The organism is Desulfuromonas soudanensis (genome assembly GCF_001278055.1).
In the GTDB taxonomy this organism is placed as follows: domain Bacteria; phylum Desulfobacterota; class Desulfuromonadia; order Desulfuromonadales; family WTL; genus Deferrimonas; species Deferrimonas soudanensis.
The window spans coordinates 460,822-483,990 of the sequence record NZ_CP010802.1; the positions used below are offsets into that span (position 1 = coordinate 460,822).

Annotated in this window: 8 protein-coding genes and 1 riboswitch; of the genes, 2 read left to right on the plus strand and 6 right to left on the minus strand. The window is 64.9% G+C overall.

Annotated elements, in window-relative coordinates:
- Positions 1-60 precede the first annotated feature (60 nt).
- Entirely contained in the window at positions 61-633 is a 573-nt protein-coding gene (mepK, locus tag DSOUD_RS02090) for a peptidoglycan L,D-endopeptidase MepK (protein WP_053549442.1), read from the plus strand.
- Between the two features lie 158 nt (positions 634-791).
- On the opposite strand, the gene DSOUD_RS02095 is transcribed toward mepK, so the two are convergent.
- From DSOUD_RS02095 to plsY, 6 genes are all read right to left on the minus strand, one after another.
- Entirely contained in the window at positions 792-1,490 is a 699-nt protein-coding gene (locus DSOUD_RS02095) for an endonuclease/exonuclease/phosphatase family protein (RefSeq protein ID WP_157671698.1), read from the minus strand.
- On the minus strand, positions 1,483-3,591 hold the full coding sequence (locus DSOUD_RS02100) for a VTT domain-containing protein (protein ID WP_053549444.1): 2,109 nt from the start codon (positions 3,589-3,591) through the stop codon (positions 1,483-1,485). Before DSOUD_RS02100 ends, DSOUD_RS02095 begins: the two co-directional genes overlap by 8 nt.
- 61 nt (positions 3,592-3,652) lie before the next feature.
- A complete protein-coding gene (locus DSOUD_RS02105; protein ID WP_053549445.1) occupies positions 3,653-5,386 on the minus strand; it encodes a L,D-transpeptidase family protein in 1,734 nt (577 codons plus the stop codon).
- A 56-nt stretch (positions 5,387-5,442) separates the two neighbouring features.
- Positions 5,443-7,419 carry a response regulator gene (locus tag DSOUD_RS02110; protein ID WP_053549446.1) on the minus strand — a complete coding sequence of 659 codons (1,977 nt, stop codon included), beginning with the start codon at positions 7,417-7,419 and terminating at the stop codon, positions 5,443-5,445.
- Between the two features lie 29 nt (positions 7,420-7,448).
- Complete coding sequence (gene mltG, locus DSOUD_RS02115; protein ID WP_053549447.1) at positions 7,449-8,450, minus strand: endolytic transglycosylase MltG; 1,002 nt, start codon at positions 8,448-8,450, stop codon at positions 7,449-7,451.
- An 84-nt stretch (positions 8,451-8,534) separates the two neighbouring features.
- Positions 8,535-9,125 (minus strand): glycerol-3-phosphate 1-O-acyltransferase PlsY, encoded by a 591-nt coding sequence (plsY, locus tag DSOUD_RS02120; RefSeq protein WP_053549448.1) that lies wholly within the window; start codon positions 9,123-9,125, stop codon positions 8,535-8,537.
- Positions 9,126-9,834: 709 nt separating this feature from the next.
- Positions 9,835-9,912: riboswitch (cyclic di-GMP riboswitch) on the plus strand.
- 307 nt (positions 9,913-10,219) lie between these two features.
- Between plsY and DSOUD_RS02125 the strand changes: the two genes are divergently transcribed.
- On the plus strand, positions 10,220-23,158 hold the full coding sequence (locus tag DSOUD_RS02125) for an SdrD B-like domain-containing protein (RefSeq protein ID WP_053549449.1): 12,939 nt from the start codon (positions 10,220-10,222) through the stop codon (positions 23,156-23,158).
- Positions 23,159-23,169 lie beyond the last annotated feature (11 nt).

Sequence of the window (23,169 nt, forward strand, 5' to 3'; positions counted from 1 at the left end):
TTTTGCAAAGAATAGCGGACGTTGACTTTTTTGACACTCTCAACGCCCGGAGGTTTGTTCATGCATCATCTTTTTTCTGAGCGGAATTCTGTCAGCCGCCGCTCTTTTCTCAAGGCCGGCCTCTTCGCCGGCGCCGCCCTGGCCCTCCCCGTGCCGGCCTTCGCTCTCCCCGGCGGGAAAACCGCGGCTCCCCGCGTCATCTCCCTGTTCAACGTCCACACCGGTGAACGGCTCAACAACGCCGTTTTTTGGGAAAACGGGCGCTATCTCGACGACGCATTGCGGGAGATCGATCACCTGCTGCGCGATTACCGTACCGACGAGGTCCTCCCCATCGATCCCGGGCTACTCGATATCCTCAACGTCATATGCCGCAAGGAATCCGGCGAAGGGGCCATTCAGGTGATTTCCGGGTATCGTTCTCCGGCCACCAATGCCGAACTGGCCCGGCGAAGTGACGGCGTCGCCCGCCACAGCCTGCACATGGAGGGGAAGGCCATCGATATCCGTCTCCCCGGGTGCGACCTGGCCCAGCTGCGGCGTACCGCCGTCTCCCTGGGGCGCGGCGGTGTCGGCTATTATCCCGACTCCGGCTTCGTTCACGTTGACACCGGCCGGGTCCGTGTCTGGTAGCCGCCGGCCGTCCCGCCGCTGAATAAATCCCCTCCCCAATCTCTGAAGCCTCCGGATCTCGACGATTCGGAGGCTTCTTTTTTTTCACCCGGGCAGCCTGACCGGATCCGGCCATTTGGCACCTCCCGGGTGTCGGGATGCGTCGGTGCGGCCCTCGATCAGGACCTTCGGTAGCATGCAGTCAGGGGGAGATGGTCGGAGGCGGTCACGGCCAGCGGGAAATTGTGGGATTTTTTTGCGGTCAGGCGTTCGGGGGGGTCGGAAAGGATGTGGTCGAGGCGCAGAAAGGGGAAGCGGGAGGGGAAGGTCGCCGGTGAAACGGAAGAGCCGAAGCGGCCGTGGAGCCAACGCATCGGGCTGCCCAGGAAGAGCCATTCGTTGAAATCCCCCATGAGGATCAGCGCCTGTTTGTCCCCTTGCGACAGGCAGTCGATCAGGCGGCGAATCTGAACCCGGCGTTCCCGGAGGCCGAGGCCGAGATGGGTGACCGCGACGCGAATTCGTTCCCCCTGCCAGTTCAGGTCGACGATGAGGAGGCCGCGCGGCTCCCGCTTCCGGACGCTGATATCGTGGCGATTTATCTCCAGGACCGGCAGACGGGTCAGCAGGGCGTTGCCGTAATCCCCCTCCGGCCGCTGCAGGGTCGGTCCGGCGACGATCGCCATGCCGGTCAGCTCCTGCAGGGCCTCGAGGTCGCTTCCGCGGCTGTGGATCCGATTGTCCACTTCTTGCAGGCCGACGATGTCCGCCGCCAACTCGCCGATGACCTGCGCCGTTCGAGCCAGGTCCCGCCGGCCGTCCCGTCCGACGGCCCGGTGGATGTTCCATGTTGCCAGTTTCAATTCCGGTCTATTCATCGCGACTCTCATCCTTGCGCACCAGGAAGAGTTTGGCGAAAAACAGAATGAGCAGGGCGGCGACGAGGGCGATGGCCGCCAGGGTCAGGGTCTCCCAGTCGGGATCCCGGAGGGCCTGCTCCAGCCCTTTTCCGAAGAGGATGATCGCCAGGATGCCTGGCCCCATGCCGATCGCCGTGCCGAGGAGGAAGGAGCGGGCGGAAATATGGGTCGAGCCGGCGATCATGTTGACGACGGTAAAGGGGGCAATCGGTACGACCCGGACCAGGGCGACGGCCAGCCACCCCCGTCGGGCGAGCTTGCGGCTCAAACGGTTCAACTTCTTCCCCGCCAGCTTGCGCACAACATCCCGACCGAGGAGGCGGCCGAGGAGATAACTGGCCAGGCCGCCGAGGAGGCTCCCTGCCAAGGCCAGGGTAAAGCCCTGGAAGGGGCCGAAGGTGAGGGCCGTCGCCAGGATCATCAGGGTTACGGGAACCATCAGACAGCTACCGAGGACATAGACGGCCAGGAGAATCGGGACGGAGAGGGGACTCCGGCGAATCCGGCCGGCGAGATCGAGCAGGGCCTCAAGGGTCAGCCATTCCTTGAGCGGCGACCAGCGCCAGAGGACGGCCAGCAGCATCGCCAGGGCGACAACGGCGGCAAAACGCCAGGCTTTGCTGCGGAGGTCCTTTTCCCCCTCCCCCGGGTCGGTGGCGATCCCCAGGTGTTCGATGAGGCGATCCAGCCCGACGGGGCGCTCGGGATCGGCAATCTCGCTGGCCGTAAGATCCGCGGGAGGTTCAGCTTCCGGCAGCTCCTGCAAAAAATGATCGCCCTTGTTTAGCGCCTCGAGGGTGGCCAGAAGGGACCCGGTTCGGGAAAGGGTTTCCGCGACGCGTTCGGGGTCCGTGCCGAGATGTTCGGCGAGGAGTCGGTTGCGAAATTGGGCGATCCCCTTCGAGACAGGGCCCCGGTCGGAGGAAAAGAGGGCCAGATTGCACTCCGTATCAAAACCCAGGGACCGGTTGCTGAGATTGGCGGAGCCGATGGTCAGCAGGGCCTCATCGACCACAAGGGTCTTGCTGTGGACGTTGATGAACTCCGGGGAAAGGTCGGCACGGTGAGGGAAACAGACCTTGAGCCGGCCATGACGATCGGCCTGACGGAGACGGTTCAGAAGGCGCTGCCGAAGGGATCCCATGGTGTTCTCCTCCAGCCAGCCGGAACAGTTTCTCGGGAGGACGATGAGGACCTCGGGGCCGTCCTCCTTCTTCAGGCTCTCCTCCAGGGCTTCGCCGATGAGGTGGGAGGTCAGATACTGGTTTTCGATGTAGATAAACGTTTCGGCGCGGGCGATCGCGTCGGTATAGAATCTTTCGATCTCCCGGACGACCGGTTCGCCGTCGTATCCGGGCTCGGTTCGGAGGATCGCCACGGCGGTCTTTTCCAGGTCGGGTCGGATGCCTGCCGGCCAGGGATCCGTCCCCTCCGGCGATGGCGCCGGCAGGAGGTCGCCCGTGGCCAGGTCCCAACGACGGCGGACGAGTTCGCCAAGTTTTGTGGCGACCGCACCGTCCACCATCATCTGAATATCGTGAAAGGGCCTGTAGGTGTCGCCGGCATCGTTCCGTTCGGGGAGATCGGGGCGATGCTCGGAGGTGTCCCAGCGGCGGCTCGCCAGATCGAGGCCGCCGACGAAGGCCACACGGTCGTCCACGACGACAATCTTCTGATGATGGGAGGCGCCGACCGGATGCCGGTCATCGAGTTCGAAGTGAACCTGTTCGTGGTGCTGCCATCCGAGGTTCAACAGGGGCCATAACTCGCGCTCCAGGGCATAGAGCATGGCGAAGTCCCATTCGAGGATGTAGATCTGCAGCCCCGGTTTTTCCCGGGCCAGCCGGTCGAGGAAACGACCGAGATTCTCCTTCTTGGCCTTCGGTCCGCGGCGCAGGCAGATGCGGCTGTCGATGTCCCAGCCAACGATATAAATCGTCTGCCGGGCCGCCTCGCAGACATCGGCCAGGGCGCCGTAATAGGCGTCGCCGTCGACGAGGAAAGAGATCCGGTCGGCTTCAGCGACCTGCCAGCAGTTTTCGCTCTGGCGGAAAAACATCCGGTTAATCTCTCCTTCCGGGTACGGACTTCCGGTTCATCCTTTTCTTCAAGGGGAACCTTCAGTGTTCGACCTGAAAAAAGGTCGGCGGTTGGGGGGGGCTTTCCGGGAGACCGGCCAGGGGGGGCGCCGGCGCCATCCGGGGGGCGGTCGCTGTTGTCAAGGCCTCTTCGAGGGCCAGGTCCCGCCAGTAGAGGTCGCGGCGAAAATTGACCTCTCCTTCTTCGTCAGACCAGGCGGTGAAGTAGAGGATGTGGATCGGCCAGGGGCGGAGAAGGTCGATCCTTTGCGGCTCCTCGGCCTCCATGGCGGCGAGGAGGCGGCGAGGGTCCCCCTGCCGCTGATCCTGCAGCAGGAGCCGGGCGAGTTCGAGAGGACGCTCGACGCGGATGCATCCCGAGCTGAAGGCGCGCCTTTCGGAGGCAAAGAGGTGGCGGTCCGGAGTGTCGTGGAGATAGATGGCAAAGGGATTGGGAAAAATGAACTTGACCCGTCCCAGGGGGTTCCAGGGACCCGGGGACTGGCGCAGTAATCCCGGGAACGATTCGGCGCGGACCTCTTTCCAGTTGATCCCTTCGAGAGGGAGGAGCGCCTGCCTGCGGTCGGCGGCAACGACTTCGAAATGGTGTTTTTCCAGATAGTCGGGGTCGGCGCGCAGGCGGGGGAGTTTGTCGACCTTGAAAATGGTCGGCGGAACGAACCAGTAGGGGGCGAAGACCAGATATTGCAGGCTGGCGGAGAAGACCGGGGTCTTGCGATAGGCGTTGCCGACGACCACCGGCAGGGTGAGGACCGTTTGACCCTTGTCCACGGCACTCAGGGCCAGATCGGCGATGTTGACCTGAATGTAGCGCTCGCCGAGGGTCTTGGGGAGCCAGCGCCAGCGTTCGAGGTTGACTTCGAGCTGGCGGATCCGCTCTTCGACCGGTCGGTTGAGCTCTTCGAGGGTCGACGGGCCGAGAACCCCGTCGGCCGACAGCCCGTGCCGTCGTTGAAAATTCCGCAGATTGGCCGCCGTCTCCGCATCGTAAAGAGTCTCAGCTCCGGCTCCCTCCCCCAGATCGCCGCTGTGGGCCAGGCGCCGCCGCAGTGCCGGCACCCGGGGATCGAAATCCCCCGGGCGGAGGGTGACGCTGCCGGGGAGGGTCTCCCAGCCGCCGAGAGCCGAAATGCGCCGATAGTCGGCGAGGGCGCGCCGCAGGTCGCGATAGCCGGGGTGGGGAGGGACGAGGTCGTCGAGGATGGTTTTCATCCTCCCCTCGGCCAGGGCGAATTCGAGAAGCCCGGCAAGGTCGACCTGGCGCAGATTGGCGTGCCAGTCCCTGTGAACCGTCGCCGGGTCGACGCGGCCGTGGATCAGATGGGCGGCGTAGGTTAAAAAGGCCTCGCTCAGCCGAAGATCGAGTCGGGCAAGGCGTCTTTGGTCCTCGATCAGCCGGTGGCTTTGGGTTTCGGCGGCGTACTCCCGCAGTTCTTCGATTTCGGCGAGGAAATAGGCGTCGGGGCAGAGACCCTCTTCGGCGGCGGCGGAGAGTCGCTCCGTGAGGATGGCGGCCTCGGGGACGAGCCCCGCGGGGGTGAACCACGCCGGGTCGTCGTCCCTGTCGAAGTAGAACTGTTGCAGTGCGGCATCGGGGAGGGACGGGTTGGCGGCGACGGTAAAGGGGAGGGGGAAACGTTCCTGAAGGGCGAGGCCGAGGGCTGCATTCATGGAGCGGTCGGAGGCCGTCGCCGTGGCGACCACCGTGGCCAGTGCCAGAATAAACCCCGCTATTGCCGCCCGATACCGTCCCATGTTCCCTCCGTCAGAGCGCCTGCCGCTCTGTGCTCAAGGATAACAGAAATTGTCGGTCAGCGGAACATGCGGCGGAACATCCCCTTTTTCTCCTGCTCGCGTTTTTCCTGGAGTTCGCGCAGCCCCTTGCGGGCCATCGCCTGCCGGGCGTCGAGCTTGAGGGCCTTGGTGAATTCGGCCTCCGCCAGGGAATCCTGCCCCGCTTCGAAGAGCATGTACCCCTTGAAGGCGTAGGCATTGGCTCCCCGGTCGAGGGTGAGGGCGCGGTTGAGCATCTGGCGAACCTTGTCCTGCATGGCGCGGCTGCTGAGGTTTTTGGGGTTGCGGTAGATGGACCAGGCGAGGTGGGCGAGATAGTCGCCGTTTTTCGGGTCGATGTTGCAGGCGTCCTGGAGGGATTTTTCGGCGTTGTCCCACTCCTCCATCTCGAGAAAAACCTTCCCCGACTGGGCCTGGATCTGGGCCTGAAAGAGGTCGTCCCCCGCCTGGCCGAGACCGACCTTCTCGGAGCCGAGAAGTTCGTCGTAGCGCTCCTTTTTAACGACGTCGGAGAGGGTGTTGTAGGCGGTGGTGACGCTGGAGAGGATCTCCTCGACGAGGGCGGCGTCCTCGCCGGAGAGCTGCATCAGCGTCTCGGGGCCGAATTCCCGGGTCAGGGCAAAGTAGCGGGTCTTGAGGAGATCGAAGGAGAATCTTCCCTGGGTCATGCCGAAGGTTTCGTAATAATCCTTTCCCCGGAGGCGGGCGAGGGTCTCCCGAACCTTGCCCGCCGGATTGTCCCCTCCGGCCGCCGCCGGAGGCGGGGGGATCGGCCGCCGGGTGATGACCGGGGCCGGCTCCTCGTTCTTGTCCACGAGGTCGGAAAAGCTCTCGAGGGGCTGCTCGAAAGAGAGTTCGACCTCGACGTCCTCCTGGCAGGCGTTGAAGAGGGTGCGCAGGGGAAAGTCGGGGAGGGCAGGGGAGAGGGGGTGCTCGCTCCAGGCGACCATTTCCAGGGTGGCGAGGGTGACGATCAGGGGGGGGAGAAGCGTCTCTTCCCCGAGGCACTGGCCGAGGGTGCGCGAGCCGTCGAGGGAGAAAAGGAGCCTCTTTTCCTCATCGCTGAGCGTCAGGAAGTTGATGTAGCGGAAATAATTTTTGGCCGGGGCAAGATAGCGGCCGGAGAGCCTTTCGCCGAGCGCCTGCTGCCGCGCCGGCGGGAGATGGCGGCGGAATCCCTGGTAGAAGATGTTGGGGACGTTGACGGTGAGCGCCTGATGGCCGGCGGCCGCCTTTGCCGGCATCTCTTCGACCGTCATCGGCGGAGCGGCGAAGGCGTCCACCAGTTCGCTGCTGAGGTAGGCGAATTTTTCCTGCAGGAGGTCGGGGTACTCAAGGCACCCCATGGACACCAGCACTTCGTGGTTGTGGTCGCCGGGACTGATGTAGTAGCCGTACTCCTCCGCCGACAGGAGCCCGCGGCGATGGAGATAGTCGCCGAAGCTTTTGCTGCTGAACCCGGGGCGGAGGGAAACCGGGAGGCCATGGAGGAAGACCAGATTTCGCTCGCCGTCGGCGCATTTGAGGAGGTAGGTGCCGGTGAAACGGCTGGTGAAGGCGCGCAGCAGGTGACGGTCCATGGTCGCCTCCCGGGACGTCGAGGGGGCGGGGGCTGGGGGTGCCGTCGTCCCGAGGGCCTGGTGGAGGGCCGCCAGAAGATCGGCGGCGCGGAACGGTTTTTCCAAGTAGCTGCTGACGCCGAGAGCCCGGGCGGCCTGGATGTATTGTTCGCCCTTGTAGACGCCGGTGACGATGACCACCGGCAGATTCCGGGTGCGCGGGCTCTGACGGAGCTTCTTGAGGAGTTCGATGCCGTGGAGGCGCGGCAGTTGAAGGTCGAGGATCAGGGCGTCCGGCGGAGCGGCGATGATGCGGCTCAGGGCCAGGACGCCGTCGGCGGCCCGCTCGGTGGTCATCCCCTTGCGCTGCAGCAGCCCCTCCAGGGCGCCGGCGATGGTGTCGTTGTCCTCTGCGATGAGAATTTTCGGGGGCATGGCATCACCGGGTCGGGGTTGGTGCACGGTCAGCGGTGCAGCTGGAAGCGTCGTACCGCCTGATTGTGTTCCTTAAGCGTGTCGGAAAATTTATGCGTTCCGTCCCCCCGGGAGACGAAATACAGGTAGGTCACGGATGCCGGAAAGGCCGCGGCCTGCAGGGCCTCTTCGCCGGGGTTGGCGATGGGACCCCGGGGGAGGCCGGCCATGCGGTAGGTGTTGTAGGCGCTCGGCGTAGTGAGGTGGAGCCGGGTCAGGTTGCCGTCGAAGTTCTCGATGCCGTAGATCACCGTCGGGTCGGCCTGCAGAGGGATCCCTCTCTTCAGGCGATTGTGAAAGACTGCCGAGATCAGGGGCATTTCTTCGTTGTTGCCGGCCTCTTTCTGGATGATCGAGGCCAGGGTCACCAGCTGATGGAGGGTCAGCCCCCTCTCTTGGGCAGCGGCGAGCAGCTCGGGGGTCTGGCGGGCACGGAACTGCTCGACCATGGCGCCGAGGAGGTCCCGGGGGGAGACGCCGGCGGAAAAGGTGTAGGTTTCAGGGAAGAGATAGCCTTCGAGGCTCTCCCCGTCGATCCCCAGACTCCCGGCCAGGGCCGGGTCGGTGGCGAGGGCGATGAAGGGGGGGGCGGCGGTGACCCCTTCGGCCTCGAGGCGGGCGGCGATCTCTTTGATCGTCAGCCCTTCGGGGATGGTGAAGCGTCTGCGGACCACATCGCCGGCGACCAGCCGGGCCAGGATCTGGTCGGGGCTGGCTTTGTCGACAAAGAGGTACTCGCCGGCCTGGACCCGGCCGCCGTTGCCGCGGATGCGGGCCAGGAGCTTGAGCTTGGTGCCGCTCTCGACGATCCCCCGCGACTCCAGCTGACGGGCGACGGCGGAAAAAGGGGTCCCGGGGGGGATGGTCAGGGTCTGAGGTTGGGACGGGGCGACGCCGTGAAGCAAAAAGGTGCCGAAGCCGATCCCCAGGTAAAGGGCGAAGGCTAGCAGCGATCCCCAGAAGGCGAGGTGGAAGGTTTTGCGCAGGGTCATGGGCGGTTGTCCAAATGGACGAAAAATTAAAAGATTCGTCATTTTAGAGGAGATGGCGCGAATCTGTCAAGGACGGAGGGGCGCTCAGGCCTTGAACCTGCTCTCGGTGCCGTCAAGGAGTCGTTTGATGTTGCTGCCGTGGCGCAGGATCACCAGGGCGCTGATCGCCAGGGTGGCGAGAAAGAGGGGGAGGGAGCGGGAGAGGATCAGGACGAGAAAGGGTATGACGCCGGCGGCGCTCACCGACCCGAGAGAGACGTAGTGCCATTTCCACAGGAGGGCGGCAAAGAGCGCCAGGGCCAACAGGACCGCAAGCGGAGCGAGAACCAGGTAGATGCCGAGGGCGGTGGCGACCCCCTTACCCCCCTTGAAGCCGAGATAGATAGGGAAACAGTGGCCGAGAAAGAGCGCCAGGGCCAAAAAACCCAGCTGCGGGTCGGAGTAGTGGAGGAGGGTCGTCCCGGCCAGCATCGGCAGGAATCCCTTGAGGGCGTCGCCGAGGAGGGTGAGGATGCCGAGGCGGCGCCCGCCGACCCGGTAAACGTTGGTGGCGCCGATGTTGCCGCTCCCCGACTGGCGAATGTCGCCGAGGCCGGCGAAGCGGGCCAGCAGAACTCCTGTGGGGATGGCGCCGATGAGGTAGGCGCCGAGAAGAACGGCAATAAAGGTGACCATAAATCCTCGGTAGAAGGCAGACAATCAGTCCCTGTGCGGCGGGTAGGATTAACACGGACTCCCCCTGGAACGCAAGGGGATTCAGCCGCCGGATCCCGTTCATGACCCCGCGGTGCCGGCGTTTTCCGGCCGATAGCGCCTTCTGCCGCGAATCGATTCTTGAGGACAAAAAATGCCCTGGAGATCAGGAGGGAACATCCCCAGGGCCAAGGGAAGAGATGTTTCCACCTCTTCGATTACATTGTACTACCAAGGAGCAATTCCCGTCAAAGAGGGACCTTAACCTTTGTGGAGGAAACGTCCCGAGGGTTTTTTCTCCTCGGCCGAAGCCGAGCTGCCTGGATGTCACCTACCGGACGGGTTTCCGCCTCCGTCTTCCCCTTTCGCCCGGGTCGGGCAACGGCAGGAGCGCCCGGCCCCCCTGCGGTCGCACAAATTGTCGTCCCTCCCCTGTCAAAAGCCTGAGAGGAACTCTTCCCTTCTCCTCCCCCACCGCCGCCCCGATTAAATTTTAATCCTTGACCGTCGGATAAAAGGAGATGAAATCCCGGGACTCACTGGATAATTTCCGAAGACGCCGGGTGCGCCACGACTTTGACGGGCCGCCGACATCCTCTCTGGCATGGGTCCTGCTAGTGACTCTTCAGGGTCGGCCCCGGCAATTCAGGCCGGACAGAAAGACCCTTTTCCATAAATGAATAAAGCTAGTCTCCGATAAAGGCAAACCCGAAGAAATTCGGGGACGCAAAGCCACGGGTCCGGATCAATGGACAGCCGAGCTGCCGAAGAGATGAGGACGCATCTTGACGGCACAATCTCAAGGAGCCCTCATCTTCGGTCTGAAGATGGGGGCTCCTTTTTTATCGACCGAAAACCAACTTCGCAGCTGACTCATGCTGCTGACGGAAACCGTGACAAAACTTCAGACCCTACTTATCAATGCAACATTTTGTGCCATGGCCTTGCTGTTGGTTGGGCACAGCGCCTGGGCTGCCTGCCCTGCCGGTACAGCCTCCATAACGCATAGCACCGACATAAGTCTGAGTTGGGCCGAGCTCTGCAGTACGGCTACCAGGCCGAGTACCGTTCGGCTGGTGGTCGACAATTATGACCGTGACAACGATCTCACCAACCTGGTCATCACCGAAACCCTTCCCGCCGGCATGACCTATGTGGCAGGGAGTGCGTCTGTTGTGGCTGTCAGCGATGGCACTCCCCCTATAATCGTCAACGAAAATATCAGTGGATCGACAATCACCTGGACGCTCGGCGGCCCCCTTGATTCTCGACGCAACTTCGCGTCGTCGAACTGGATGTATGTCGATTTCGAAGTCTACCGGTCGGACGAAGGGTTGATCTCTTCGACGGCGAACTACCAGTTCTCGGCCTCACTCTCCTACGATGCCATTGATGAAAATACCTCCCTTCTCTTCTGTCAGGATACGGATGGCAGCGGGAACCAGGTTTTGCCCCTTCGCGAGCCGGCTCCAAGTGTCAGCAAGCGCGGCTGGAACGTCGACGCCACGCAGACCGAAGGACAAGCGACGACCACAGTCTACGGGAACAACAATGACGACATGATATGGCGCCTCCGGTTCGTTAACGGAGGCCGTGCTCCCCTGGAGGACCTGATCTTCGACGACACCATGGTGCCGGGCAATATGCAAATCAATTACGTCTGCACCACTGCCGCCGCGGCAACGGCTGTGGCCAATGCGAACGGCGCAGGCCCCGGCGCGTGTTATGCCACCTATCGGGACAAAGACGGTGTGATCCGGCCAGTGAACAACTCGATCCAGGATTTTGCCGTTGATGATCCTTTCGGCAACCCTGCCAACGATGAGCCGTCCACTTTCATCGATGCGCCGGCCAATAATGGTACGACCTCCATCTATCTGGTGGGGAAACTGACGGCGGACGCCTCCTGCTCGGTCACGAGAACGAATACCCTGTCGAATATTGAATGGGGCTGCGAGGTCGACTCTCCTCCCGATGGAGGAATCAGCCAGACTTCGAGCGGTGCAACGGGCGGTTTCGCCACCACCAACCTGATCGGCCGTTACGGCGTTGTCAACGCCGCCCTGACCGTGAATCGGCGACTCACCGGCACCAACACGGGTCAACCGGTGGGTACCAGGGGCACGATGACGATCACCACCACCAACAATACCGGCGGCAGTGTGAAATTCACCGATACCCTGGCCTACCACCTCAAGGATACGCTGCCGGTCGAGTATGTGGTAGACCCGACCTATGTCCCAACCATTAACGTCACCTCCCCCTACGGCGCCTATAATGGACGGGTCGATACCCTTGCCTGGACCAATCCTGCGCCGGGCACCTTCCCGATTAACACCAGCGATCCGATATCATACCTCAACAACAAGGCGCCGGAATTCAAGCTCTCGAGCAGTACGTCTTATACCGACGGCGGTACGACCTATCGGGACATGATGCGTCAGGGGGATGTGCTGACGATCACCTTCGGTGTGGTCTTGATCAAATCCAATGACTATGACCGCAATGCCAACCTTGATGTCACCCCTGAGGAGTATCCGGTATCCGGCACGGATCCGACCTACCAGACGCCGCTGACCAATACCCTTGAGGTCAAATTCGACACCTTCTGCCCGACCCAGGGGACCCAGACTCTCATCCTGACCGGAAATGGCACCGGCAACCCGACTGGCACCGTCATTGCCGCCAACCCGGAGGATCTTGATATCGCCATCGGCGGCGGCGTATTCATCCTGACCAACGATCCGACCCAGACACTGACTCTGCCAGTCCTGGTGACCAATAACGGTGGCCACGATGCCCGTGACTACCATGTCTTCGCCACCTTTGGCACAACGATGGATGTGGTCAGCGCGCCGGCGGGGTGCAGTTTGGTTCATCCGCCAGGGACTGCGCCTGCCGTGCCCGACCAATGGCAGCCTGCTCCGCTGAACGTCTGGATCAAGGATGCCCTTGATCCCATCGCCATTCCCTCGACGGCGACCGTTTATGAGTGCACCTCGCCCGCCACCATCAGCCCGGGGCAGACCGTTACCTACAATTTCAACGTACTCAAGACAACCAATCCCTCCCGGCTCATCCTGGACGACCTCACCTTTCGAGCCGATGTCGTGGGGGAAATCACCCTGAGCGGTGGAGCCACCCCCCTCTGGTTTCCGGCGCCGATCGCCCGTGCCGACGGTGAGCTTGATCGTGCAAACAACTACTCCCTCGACGCCGCCTGGGCGCGGGTGATCGGTTTCAACCTGAAGAAAAGTCAGCTTGGCACCTGTAACGAAAACAATCCGCCTACCTTGGATACCAACGGCTACGAGGAAGTGCAGATCGGCGAGGAGTGCGCCTTCCATATTGAAACGGGAGGCTGGTTCGGATTCAAAACCCCCGGCTACGCCTATATTGCCGTGAAGAACATCGATGTGGTGGATCAAGTGCCCGATGGCCAGGCTTACATCGCCAGTTCCGATCCCGATGTCGACTCCACACCTCTGATTACGGGTATCGTTCGCAGTCCGAACCCATTGAATGCCGTCGATGAGGGCTGGTTCGACTGGCGGTTCAATGTCGCCGACGCCGACCGCATTGAAGTGGCGGATGAATGGTTCCGGGTCGACGTGACCACCCGCCTCCTCAACAAACCGGTGGATAGCCGTGCGGCTCCCAACGTTCATGCCGCCGACAGCTTCAATGTGATGAATTCGACCTTTGATGCGGTCTTCCAGAACGAAAACTCCGGTGCTATCGAAACCTATACATTGGGTTCCGGCACCATCGGTTATCCCAATGAGCCGATCCGCCGCGTCGACCTCAGGGTCACCGAGCCGAATATCCTCATGGTCAAGGAAGTCTGCAACGAGACCATGTCTGCATCGGGTACGGGTGCGGCTTGTACCCCCTGGACCACCCTGGCCACCGACGGCGATGCCTACAGCTCCTACATCTACCGCATCACCGCCACCAACGAAGCGAGCAGCTCCGGGGTGCAGCGCGCTCCCGCCTACGACCTCATCGTCACCGACCGGCTCGACCCCACGGACCTCGCCTACGTCCTCCCCCTGGCCGCCGATGGCCTGGACAACGACGGCGACGGCTTGATCGATGAGGCCGGTGAAGGAGCGATCAGCGACAACGTCGTCAAAAACAGCCTGCCGGCGATCCTCACCTTCTCCTACACCGACAGCAGCGCCCTGCGGCGCATCGATCCGGGGGCGTCCGTGGCGCTCTATTACCGTGTCGATTACGACGATGACGCGGCCCCCCTGCAGACCTTCACCAATACGGTGGAGGCGACCTACGACAGCCTGAGCGGCGATTTTGGCAATCAGAGCACACCGCAGCGGCCGAACAGCGACCTGGGCGGCGCCCGTGTCTACACTTCGCCCTCGGCCTCGGCCGCGGTGCGGATCATTCCTGTTGCCGCCCAGCCGAAGAGAATCATCGCCCTCTCCCAGACGCCCCCCGCGGTGGGACCCGCCACCCAGGGTGTGACGCTCGGCGAGGAAATCGAGTACCAGCTCAATACCCTGCTGCCGGTCGCCCTGTTGCGCAGTTTCGTGATCCGCGACGAGCTTCCGGCGGGGCTGACCTGCGCCGAAGCGCCGGTGGTCGATCTCGGCGCGGCGCCCTACGCCGCGGCCGGTTTTGTCCCGGGGGGGACCTTTACCCCGACCTGCGCCGACGGCCTCGTCGAATGGAATTTCGGCGATCAGCGGGTGACCAACGGAACGCCCGGCGTTCCTTACGATTTTGCCGTGAAGTTTATCGCCCGGGTCGAAAATACAGCGACGACCAACGACGGGGATCTCCTCTCCAACGGCGATCCGGCGACCCTGACGACGGCGCGCTATATCGACGAAGCCGACAATTCGGTCGTCCTCACCTTCGGCCAGGTCGATGTCCAGATTCGCGAGCCGCTCATTGAGCTGACCAAGACCTTTGCCGTTCCCGCCGCCGATGCCGGCGACCGGGTGACGGTCACAGTCACGGCAACCAACAGGGGGACGGCCGATGCCCACAACCTGCGGATCCTCGATGACCTCACCAATCGTAATCTGACCTTCCTCCAGGGGAGCGTAAGCGGAACCGATCCCCCCGATGCCGTCGACATCTCCACCTTCGGCCCCAACAGCCCGGTATTCGTCTGGAATCCGACGCGCCCTGTCGCCCCCGGACAGACCCTCAGCTTCACCTTTTCCGTACAGGTCGACGCCGTCGTCGAGCCGCACGAAGTCCTCGACAACACCCTCCAGGGGAGCTGGACTTCCCTCCCCGGCCAGACGACCGCCCTCAACAGCGCCGGACTCATCGGCGCCGACGGCAGCGCCACCGGCATGCGGACCGGCGCCCTCCCAAACGGCGGCGATGCCATCAACGACTACGAAACGACGGCCGTCGCCCAGATGACGGTCTCCGCCCTCTCGCTGGCCAAGACCGACCTGACGCCGGCGGCGATCCCGGCCATCGGCGCCCACAGGAGCTTCCAGATCGACATCGCCCTCCCCGAAGGGGTGAGCACCGGCGTCCGCATCACCGACAGCCTCGACGCAGCCGGCCTGAGTTACCTCCTGGAAAACAACGCGGCCTTCGATGTCAGCTACGTCTTCGAGGGGATCGCCACCATCAACGGCCTCCCCCCCGCCGAGGCGGCCTTCATCGCCTTCCCGGCTGACGAAACGACCGGCAGCGCCGTCTGGGATATCGGCACGGTCGTCACGGACGCCGAGGATGATTCGAGCCTGAGCGCCGTCAATCCCCTCATCCGAATTGTTTATTTCGCCCGGGTCAACAACGATCTGGTCACCGACAGCGGCGACCCTTTGCAGAACTCCGTTACTCTCAACTACAGCAACGGCGAAACAGGTGCCTCCGAGGCGCTGACGGAGGGGACTGCGGCCGTAACCGTGGTCGAACCGGTGCTGACGGCGACCAAGACGGTGCGCAACGTGACGGCGGGCAAACTCCCCGGCGACCCCGCCGGCGGCGGCGATCTCCTCGAGTATGAAATCACCCTGGCCAACTCCGGCAACGCCACGGCCTTCGACGTCAATCTCGTCGATACCCTCTCGGCCGGCCAGGAGCTCTACCCCGCCTTCACGGCGACGGCGGCAATCGGCGGCGTTGCGGTTTCGGGGTTCGTCGCCGCTCCGCTCAATGCCCCGGCCGGCCCCCTGGTCTGGGGACGGGACAACGGCGACGACAGCCTCGACATCCCCGCCGGAGCCTCTCTTGTCCTGACCTACCAGGCGGTGGTGCGGGAGCTCTCGAGCGCCTTCAGCAACAGCGTCCATGCCGACTGGACTTCCCTCGACGGCGCCGATCCCCTGGAGCGCACCGGCGCCGGATGCCCTGCATGGAGCGCGCCCAACGATTACTGCGCCGGCCCGGCGGTTACTGCCACGCCCACGGCCGACGACAGCAGTTTTGCCAAGTCGCTCCTCGCCGACTCCTATGACACCCCGCCTTTGAGCACCGCCGTCGATGCCGTCGCCCGGGTGGGGGATACCCTGACCTACCGCCTGGCGCTGACCCTGCGCGGCGGGCTGAGCCGGTCGGTGGCAGTGCAGGATCTCCTCCCTGCCGGCATGGCCTTTGTCGAGACCCTCAGCATCAACGGCGATGCCGCGGCCGACTACGCCCCGCCGGCTTCCGGCGCCGGCTCGAACTTCGTCTATGCGCCGATTGCCGCAGCCAGCCTTCCGGCCCCCGGTGCGACCGGAACCCTGACCTGGAATCTCGGCGACATCGTCAACGACCCCTTCGGCGACCCGACCACCGAGACTCTTGAAATCATCTATCGGGCGCGCATCCTGTCCGATGCCGGAATCCCCCAGGTCCCCTCCGCAACGCTGACCAACGGCGCCGCCCTCAGTTATGCCGGCTCCACCCCCCTGGCCGACGGCGCCGCTGCGACGCTGCGCCAGCCGGTCATCGCCGCGATCACCAAGATCGACCGCAGCGGTCGCCCCAGCGGCACCTTCGTCGATGTCGCCTCCGACGTCATGAATTTCCGTCTTCAGGCCTGCAACGCCTCCGGCGAGGCCCCGGCCTACAGTGTGCTGATCACCGACACGCTGGCCGGCCAATTCGACGAGACCAGCATCGCCGGGCCGGTGAACGGTGCGGGGCGGCCGGATGTCGTCATCAACGGGTCGGCGGCGGTGGAAGGGGCGGGGAGCGACTACCTCTACTCGCCCGCTGCGGCCCGCGGCGGCACCCTGGCCTTTCGCCTCAACACCCCGGTGTACCCCGGGGAGTGCGTCACCATCGATTACGACATCGCCTTTCACACCGACTTCGGCCCCAACCAGATCTGGGCCAACAGCGCCACCCTCGACGAGTACTGGTCGCTGCCGGCGCAGTCGGGGCAGCTTTACGCACCGGTCGGGCCGGCGACCTTCAGTCTGCAGAATGTGGCGACCACCGTACCGCCGCAAAAAACCATCGTCTCTCCCGCCTCCGGCGAGGCGGCCATAGGCCAGGAGATCGTCTACCGCATCGCCGTCCCCGCCACCGTCGTCAACGGGGCCCTGTACGACGTCGCCGTCACCGATATCCTCAACGACAACCTGGAATTCCTCGGCGCCAGCGAAGTCAGCGGCAACGGTTTCGTCCTCGCCGACAACAGCACCGTTGCGAACCAGCTGAGCCTCTCCCTCGATTTGATCCCGGCGGGAAAACAGGCGGTGATCGAGGTGCGGACGCGCCTGCGCAACCTCGCCGGCGCGACCTCAGGCGTCGCCTTCACAAACTCGGCGACCTATACCTACGCCGAGACCCCCGGCGGGGCGACGCTCGGCGGCGGCAGCGACACCACGGCGCCGATCCGCATCGTCGAGCCGCTCCTCTCTCTGGCCAAGACCGTGGACAATGTCACCGCTCCGGGGGCCCCCCCGCAGGCCGGCCATATCCTCCGCTACACCCTCTCCTTCACCGCCGCCGGGGGGATTTTCGGGGACGACTTCGCCGACGCCTTCGACCTGAGCGTCGATGACAACCTGAGTCTGGGCCTGGCCTACAGCGGCAACGCCGCGGTGACCGGGGCGGGGAACAGTATCGGCGCTCCGCAGCAAACCGGGGACGGGACGACCGCGCCCCAGCACCTCCTCTGGAGCCTGGAGAGCGGCACCGCCGATATCGATCTTCCTGAAGGGACGGTCGTCACCCTCTCCTACGAGGTGCGGGTTCTCGACGGCGTGCTGGCCAACCAACTCCTGAGCAACAGCGCCGTCGGCCGCTGGACCGGCCTCGACGGCGAGAGCGCCTACGAGCGCAACGGCACGGAGACGCCGGCCTGGAACGATTATCTCACCGCTCCGGCTACAACCGTTCTGACCGTACCGGACAGCACCACCCTGACCAAGACCCGTATCCTCGATACCTTCGCCGCCGCCGACGCGGAGGTGCGCATCGGCGATATGGTCGAATACGAACTGCGCCTCGGCCTGCAGGAAGGGGCCCACGCCGGCCTGGTCCTCACCGACACCCTCCCGCGGGGACTGGCCTTTGCCGGGATCGTCAGCGTCAACGGCGATGCCGCACCCCCCTATGCCGCCGCGGCCCCCTTCGTTCATGCCGATCTGGATAACTCCGCCATCGTCGTTACCGGCGACCCCGCTGCCGGACCGACCACCGTCACCTGGACGCTGGGGGATGTCGTCAACGCCGCCGACGGCAGCACCGTCAACGACGTCTTCGTCATCGTCTACCGCGCCCGGGTCCTCAATGCCGTGCATCCGCACCTCGCAGCGATGTCCCTGGTCAATGCGGTGCGCCTCGATTACGACACCGCCAGCGGAGCGGCGGCGCCGGTCACCGATGACGAAACGATCGCCCTCCTGCAGCCGATCCTCGCCGTCGCCAAATCGGCTGTCGCCGCCGGTGGCGACACGGTGCTGGCGGCCGACGAGGTCGTCACCTACACCGTCGACATCACCAACAGCGGCAGCGCCCCCGCCTATGACGTCGTCCTCGAGGACATCTTCCCCGCCGGCTTGCGCGGCGGTGCTTCGGGGATCACCGTCGTCGGCATGCAGCTCACGTCCGGGACCGTCCTGCCGAATCTCGCCCCGGCCTACGACGCCGTGACCGGCGTCGCGCTGTGGAACTTCGACACCGGCGCGGGAAGTCCCTATGCCATCCCCGCCGGCGACACCCTGCGCATCGTCTATGAGGTCCAGGCCGAAAGCGCCCTCGGCGCCGGGCTCACCCTCACCAACCAGGCCCGGGTCCCCCTCTACCATTCCTTCGACGACGAGGCGGCACCGACCCTTGGCGGCGTCACTGGCGTGCGCGAGATCTACGGCCCGACCAACGTCGCCACCACCACCCTGACGACGGCGACCCCCGGGGCGCTGGACAAGGAGAACCCGGCGCTCCCCGAAGCGGCCGTCGGCGAGCCCTTTTCCTACCGCATCACCGTCCCCGCCGCGCCCCTCCCCGTCGCGCTGCACGACGTGCGCATCCTCGATGACCTGAGCGCCTCGGCCGCCGACCTGAGTTTTGTTTCCGTCGCCCGAGTCTCCGGCTCCCTGCCGTGGACGCCGGTCAATACCGGCGACGCCACGGCCCTGGTGATCGAAGACCCGGCAGGCGGCATCGATATTCCCGCCGGCGAGCAGATCGTCCTCGAGATCACCGTGGTCCTTTCCGACACGCCGGTCAACGTCAGCGGCCTCCTCTTTTCCAACAGCGCCTCCTACACCTACAACAGCCTCGCTAACGACCCGGCGACCCGGGCTCCCGGCGCCGCCGACACCACCGGCAACATGACCATCGTCGGGCCGGACGGACTCACCCTGGAGAAGAGCGGCCCGGCGACGGTGCAGCTCGGCACCCCGGCGACCTTTACTCTGAACGTGCACAATCCGGGGTCCGGTTCCGCCTGGACTCCGACCGTCACCGATCTCCTCCCCCAGGGTCCTTCGGGGGGGATGTGCGGCGGCGCTCCGGTCAATGTCAGCGCCCAGTTCTTCCAGGCCGACGGGGTGACGGCCGTCTCCGCGGCGCTGGTGCCGGGGACCGACTTCCTTGTCAGCTTCACCGCCGAACCGGCCTGCCAGTGGAGCCTGACCCTCCTTCCAGCCGCCGGTCCCCTGGCCTCCGATCAGCGTCTGATCATCGGCTACGACGCCGCCCTCGACCCCCAGACCGTCAACGGAAGCACTCTGACCAATGTCGCCGGGGTGACCCGGTGGCAGAGTGCCGACCCGGCCGCAGCGGTCGGCGTCGTTCCGCGCACCTATGATCGCACCCTCACCAACGGCACTCCGGGGACTCTCGACCACGAGGATGCCCAGGCGGTCGTGACCGAATCGCCGATTCTGGTCTTCACAAAGAGTGTGGCGAATCTGACCACCGGGGAAGTTCCGGGGCGCAACGCCACCCCCGGCGACACCCTGCGCTACACCCTCGAGCTCACCAATGCCGGCCCGGTGGGGCTTTCGTCCCTCTCCATCGTCGACGAGCTCGATGCCTTGAACGCCGTCGCGGCCTTCTCCCCCGGCACCCTGACCCTGGTCAGCGTCCCGGCTGGAGCCGACATTACGGCCACCAGCGCCGCCGGGGGCTCCAAAGGGACCGGCCAGGTGGATGTCCGCAACCTCGCCATCGGTCCCCAGGGCGCTGCGAACGATACCCTGGTCGTGGAATTCGATATCCGCCTGGCGCCGGTTCTGGCCAGCGCCACGACGGTCCTCAACCAGGCCGAGCTCGTCACCGCAAGTCCCAACACCCTTTCCAGCGACGATCCGAACGTCAACGGCCTGGATGATCCCGCCATCCTCGGCGACGAGGACCCCACGGAGACGCTGATCACCTCGTCGCCGGCCTTCGAGGTCTGGAAGAGTTCCACGGTGATGACCGGGGGGCCGGCGCTGCAGGCCGGCGAGACGCTTCGCTACACCCTCACCGTCAAAAATGTCGGCACCGAGGATGCGGTCAACGCCACCCTGCGCGACTTCATCCCCGCCAATACCGTCTATGCGGCGGGGAGCACCACCTTAAACGGCACCGTCGTCGCCGATCCGAGTCCCGGCGTCAGCCCTCTGCAATCGGGGCTGCCGCTCAACGCGCCGGAGAACGCAACGGCCGGAACCCTGCGGGCCGATACGGCCGCCGGTGCGGCCAATGTCGCCACGGTGACCTTCGCCGTGGTTGTCGACCTCTCGGCCATGAACGGCCTGATCATCGAGAACCAGGGCTTCCTGTCCGCCGCTGGCGTCGGCAGCGGCCCGCTCCCCCAGGTCCCCTCCGACGACCCGGCGACGGCGGTCCTTCTCGACCCGACCCGCAACGTCGTCGGCAATCTCCCCCTCCTTGGCGCCCAAAAGACCGTGGCTCTGCAGCAGGACTTCGGCTCGGCCGGCATCGTCGATCCCGGGGATGTGCTGCGATACACCATCGTCATCAGCAACTTTGGCGCCATTCCCGCCACCGGCGTGATCCTTACCGACACCGTCCCGGCCCATACCGTCTATGTCGCCGACTCCCTGCGCGTGAACGGCGCCCCCCTCGGGGCCGACGGCGGCGTCTCCCCCCTCATCGCCGGCCTGGCGGTGACCTCCTCGGACAATCCCGGCGCCGGCATCGTCTCCGCCGGCGGCAGCGCCGAAATCACCTTCGACCTGCAGGTCAATGCCGGTGTGCCGACGGGGACATTGATCAGCAACCAGGCGAGCGTCACCTCCAATGAACTGCCGGCCGAGCCGACGGACGCCGACGGCCTGCCGGCCAACGGCGACCAGCCGACCGTCGTCGTGGTCGGCGACGTGCAGCTCCTTTCGGTGACCAAGGAAGTTCTGGTCGTCGGAGGCGGGATCGCCGAAGCCGGCGGCGAGCTCGAGTACGTCATCCGGGTGAGCAACATCGGCTCCCTCCCGGCCACGGCCGTTGTCGTGACCGACGATCTGGCTCCCCTCGGGAGCCAGGTGAGCTATGTCGCCGGTTCGGGGACCCTCAACGGCGCGGCGGCCGGGGTGAGCTTTGCCGGTTCGGTCCTCACCGCCGACTATGCCGCGTTCTACGGCGACCTGGCGCCGGGCGCCGGCGCCCTGGTCCGTTTCCGGGTGCGGATCGACCCCGCCCTGGCGATGGGGACGACTCTCGGCAACACCGCCCTGGTCCGCTGGAACACCCCCGCCCAGAGCGCCTCCGCCTCCGTATCCCTCGACCTCGGCGGCACGCCGGGGAGTGCAAGCCTCAACGGCCGCCTCTGGCACGACGCCAACCTCAACGGGCTCGACGACGGCGACGAGCCGCTTCTTGCCGGGTGGGCGGTGGAGATTTATCGCAACAATCTTCGTCTCGCCACGGTCCTCTCGGACGAAAGCGGCGCCTATCGTTTCAGCGGCCTGGTCCCCAACGAGGGGACGACGCAGCCCTATGAAGTGCGCTTCCTGGCCCCCGGTGCCGGCCCCGCCACGGCCTCTCTCGGCACCGCCGCCTCCCCCTTCACCAACGGTCCGCAGCGCATCAGCGGCATCCTTGTCCCCTCGGGAGGGAACCTGCAGGGATTGAATCTGCCGATTTCCCCCAACGGCGCGGTCTATGACTCGGTCCAGCGGACCTCCGTCGCCGGCGCCTCCCTGGCGCTCCTTAACGCGGCGACCGGGGCCCCCTTGCCGGGCCTGTGCTTCGATGACCCGGCGCAGCAGAATCAGCTGACGGCGCAGGACGGCTTCTACAAGTTCGACCTCAACTTCAGCGACGGCTCCTGCCCGGCGGGGGGCGCCTATCTCATCCAGGTGACGCCGCCGGCCACCGGTTACCTGGCGGCCCCCTCGAAGATCATCCCCCCGACCAGCGACGACTCGACGGCGCCTTTCTCCGTCCCCGCCTGCCCCGGGAGCGCCGGCGACGCGCTGCCGAGTCCCGCCGGCGTCTGCGAAGCGACGGCCACGCCTTCGGTGCCGCCCCTCTCCGTCCCCCCGCGCACGGTCGGGACCGCTTATTACCTGCACCTGACGCTGAGCGACGGCGCCGTCCCCGGCCAGAGCCAGATCTTCAACAACCCCATCCCCCTCGATCCGGAAATGGATGCGGCGGTGGCCATCACCAAGACTGCGGCCCTGATCAACGTCAGCAGGGGGGGACTGGTCCCCTACACCATCCGGGTGAACAACGTTTTCGGCGTCCCCCTTTACGATATCGGCATCGTCGATCGCTTCCCGGCGGGATTCAAATACGTCCCCGGCTCCGCCCGCCTCGACGGGGCTCCCCTGGAGCCGCGCATCAGCGGCCGGGAACTGCTCTGGGACGGCCTCGAACTGCAGGTCGGCTCGGCCCGAACGATCCAGCTCCTGCTGGTGGTCGGCGCCGGCGTATCCGAAGGGGAATACGTCAACCGGGCGCAGGTGATCAGCACCGCCGGCGGCGGAATCGCCTCCGGCGAAGCGACCGCCACGGTGCGGGTGACTCCCGATGCCACCTTCGACTGTACCGACGTGATCGGCAAGGTCTTCGACGACCGCAACCTCAACGGGGAGCAGGACGCAGGCGAAGAGGGGCTCGCCGGAGTTCGCGTGGTCACGGCGCGGGGATTGATCGCCACCACGGACGAGCACGGCCGTTTCCATATCACCTGCGCCGTCGTTCCCGACGAAGACCGCGGCAGCAACTTCATTCTCAAGCTCGACGACCGCACCCTTCCCACCGGTTATCGCCTGACCACCGAAAATCCCCGGGTTCAGCGGGCCACCCGCGGCAAGGCGCTGCGCTTCCCTTTCGGCGCCACGATTCACCGCGTGGTGACCATGGATATCGCCGACGGTGTCTTCGAACCGGAACAGACGACGCTGCGCCTCCAGTGGGAGCCGAAGGTCGACCACCTGATTGAGGAACTGCAGAAGGGACCCTCCGTGCTGCGCCTCTCGTATCTGGCCGATGTCGAACCCGAAGGGCTGGTCAAAAAGCGCCTCAAGGCCCTGAAGAAGGAAATCGCCCGCCGCTGGAAAGCTTCGGAAGGCGGATATCGGCTCGACATGGAAATCGAGGTCTTCTGGCGCCGAGGCGGACCGCTTTAGACCGGGATCAA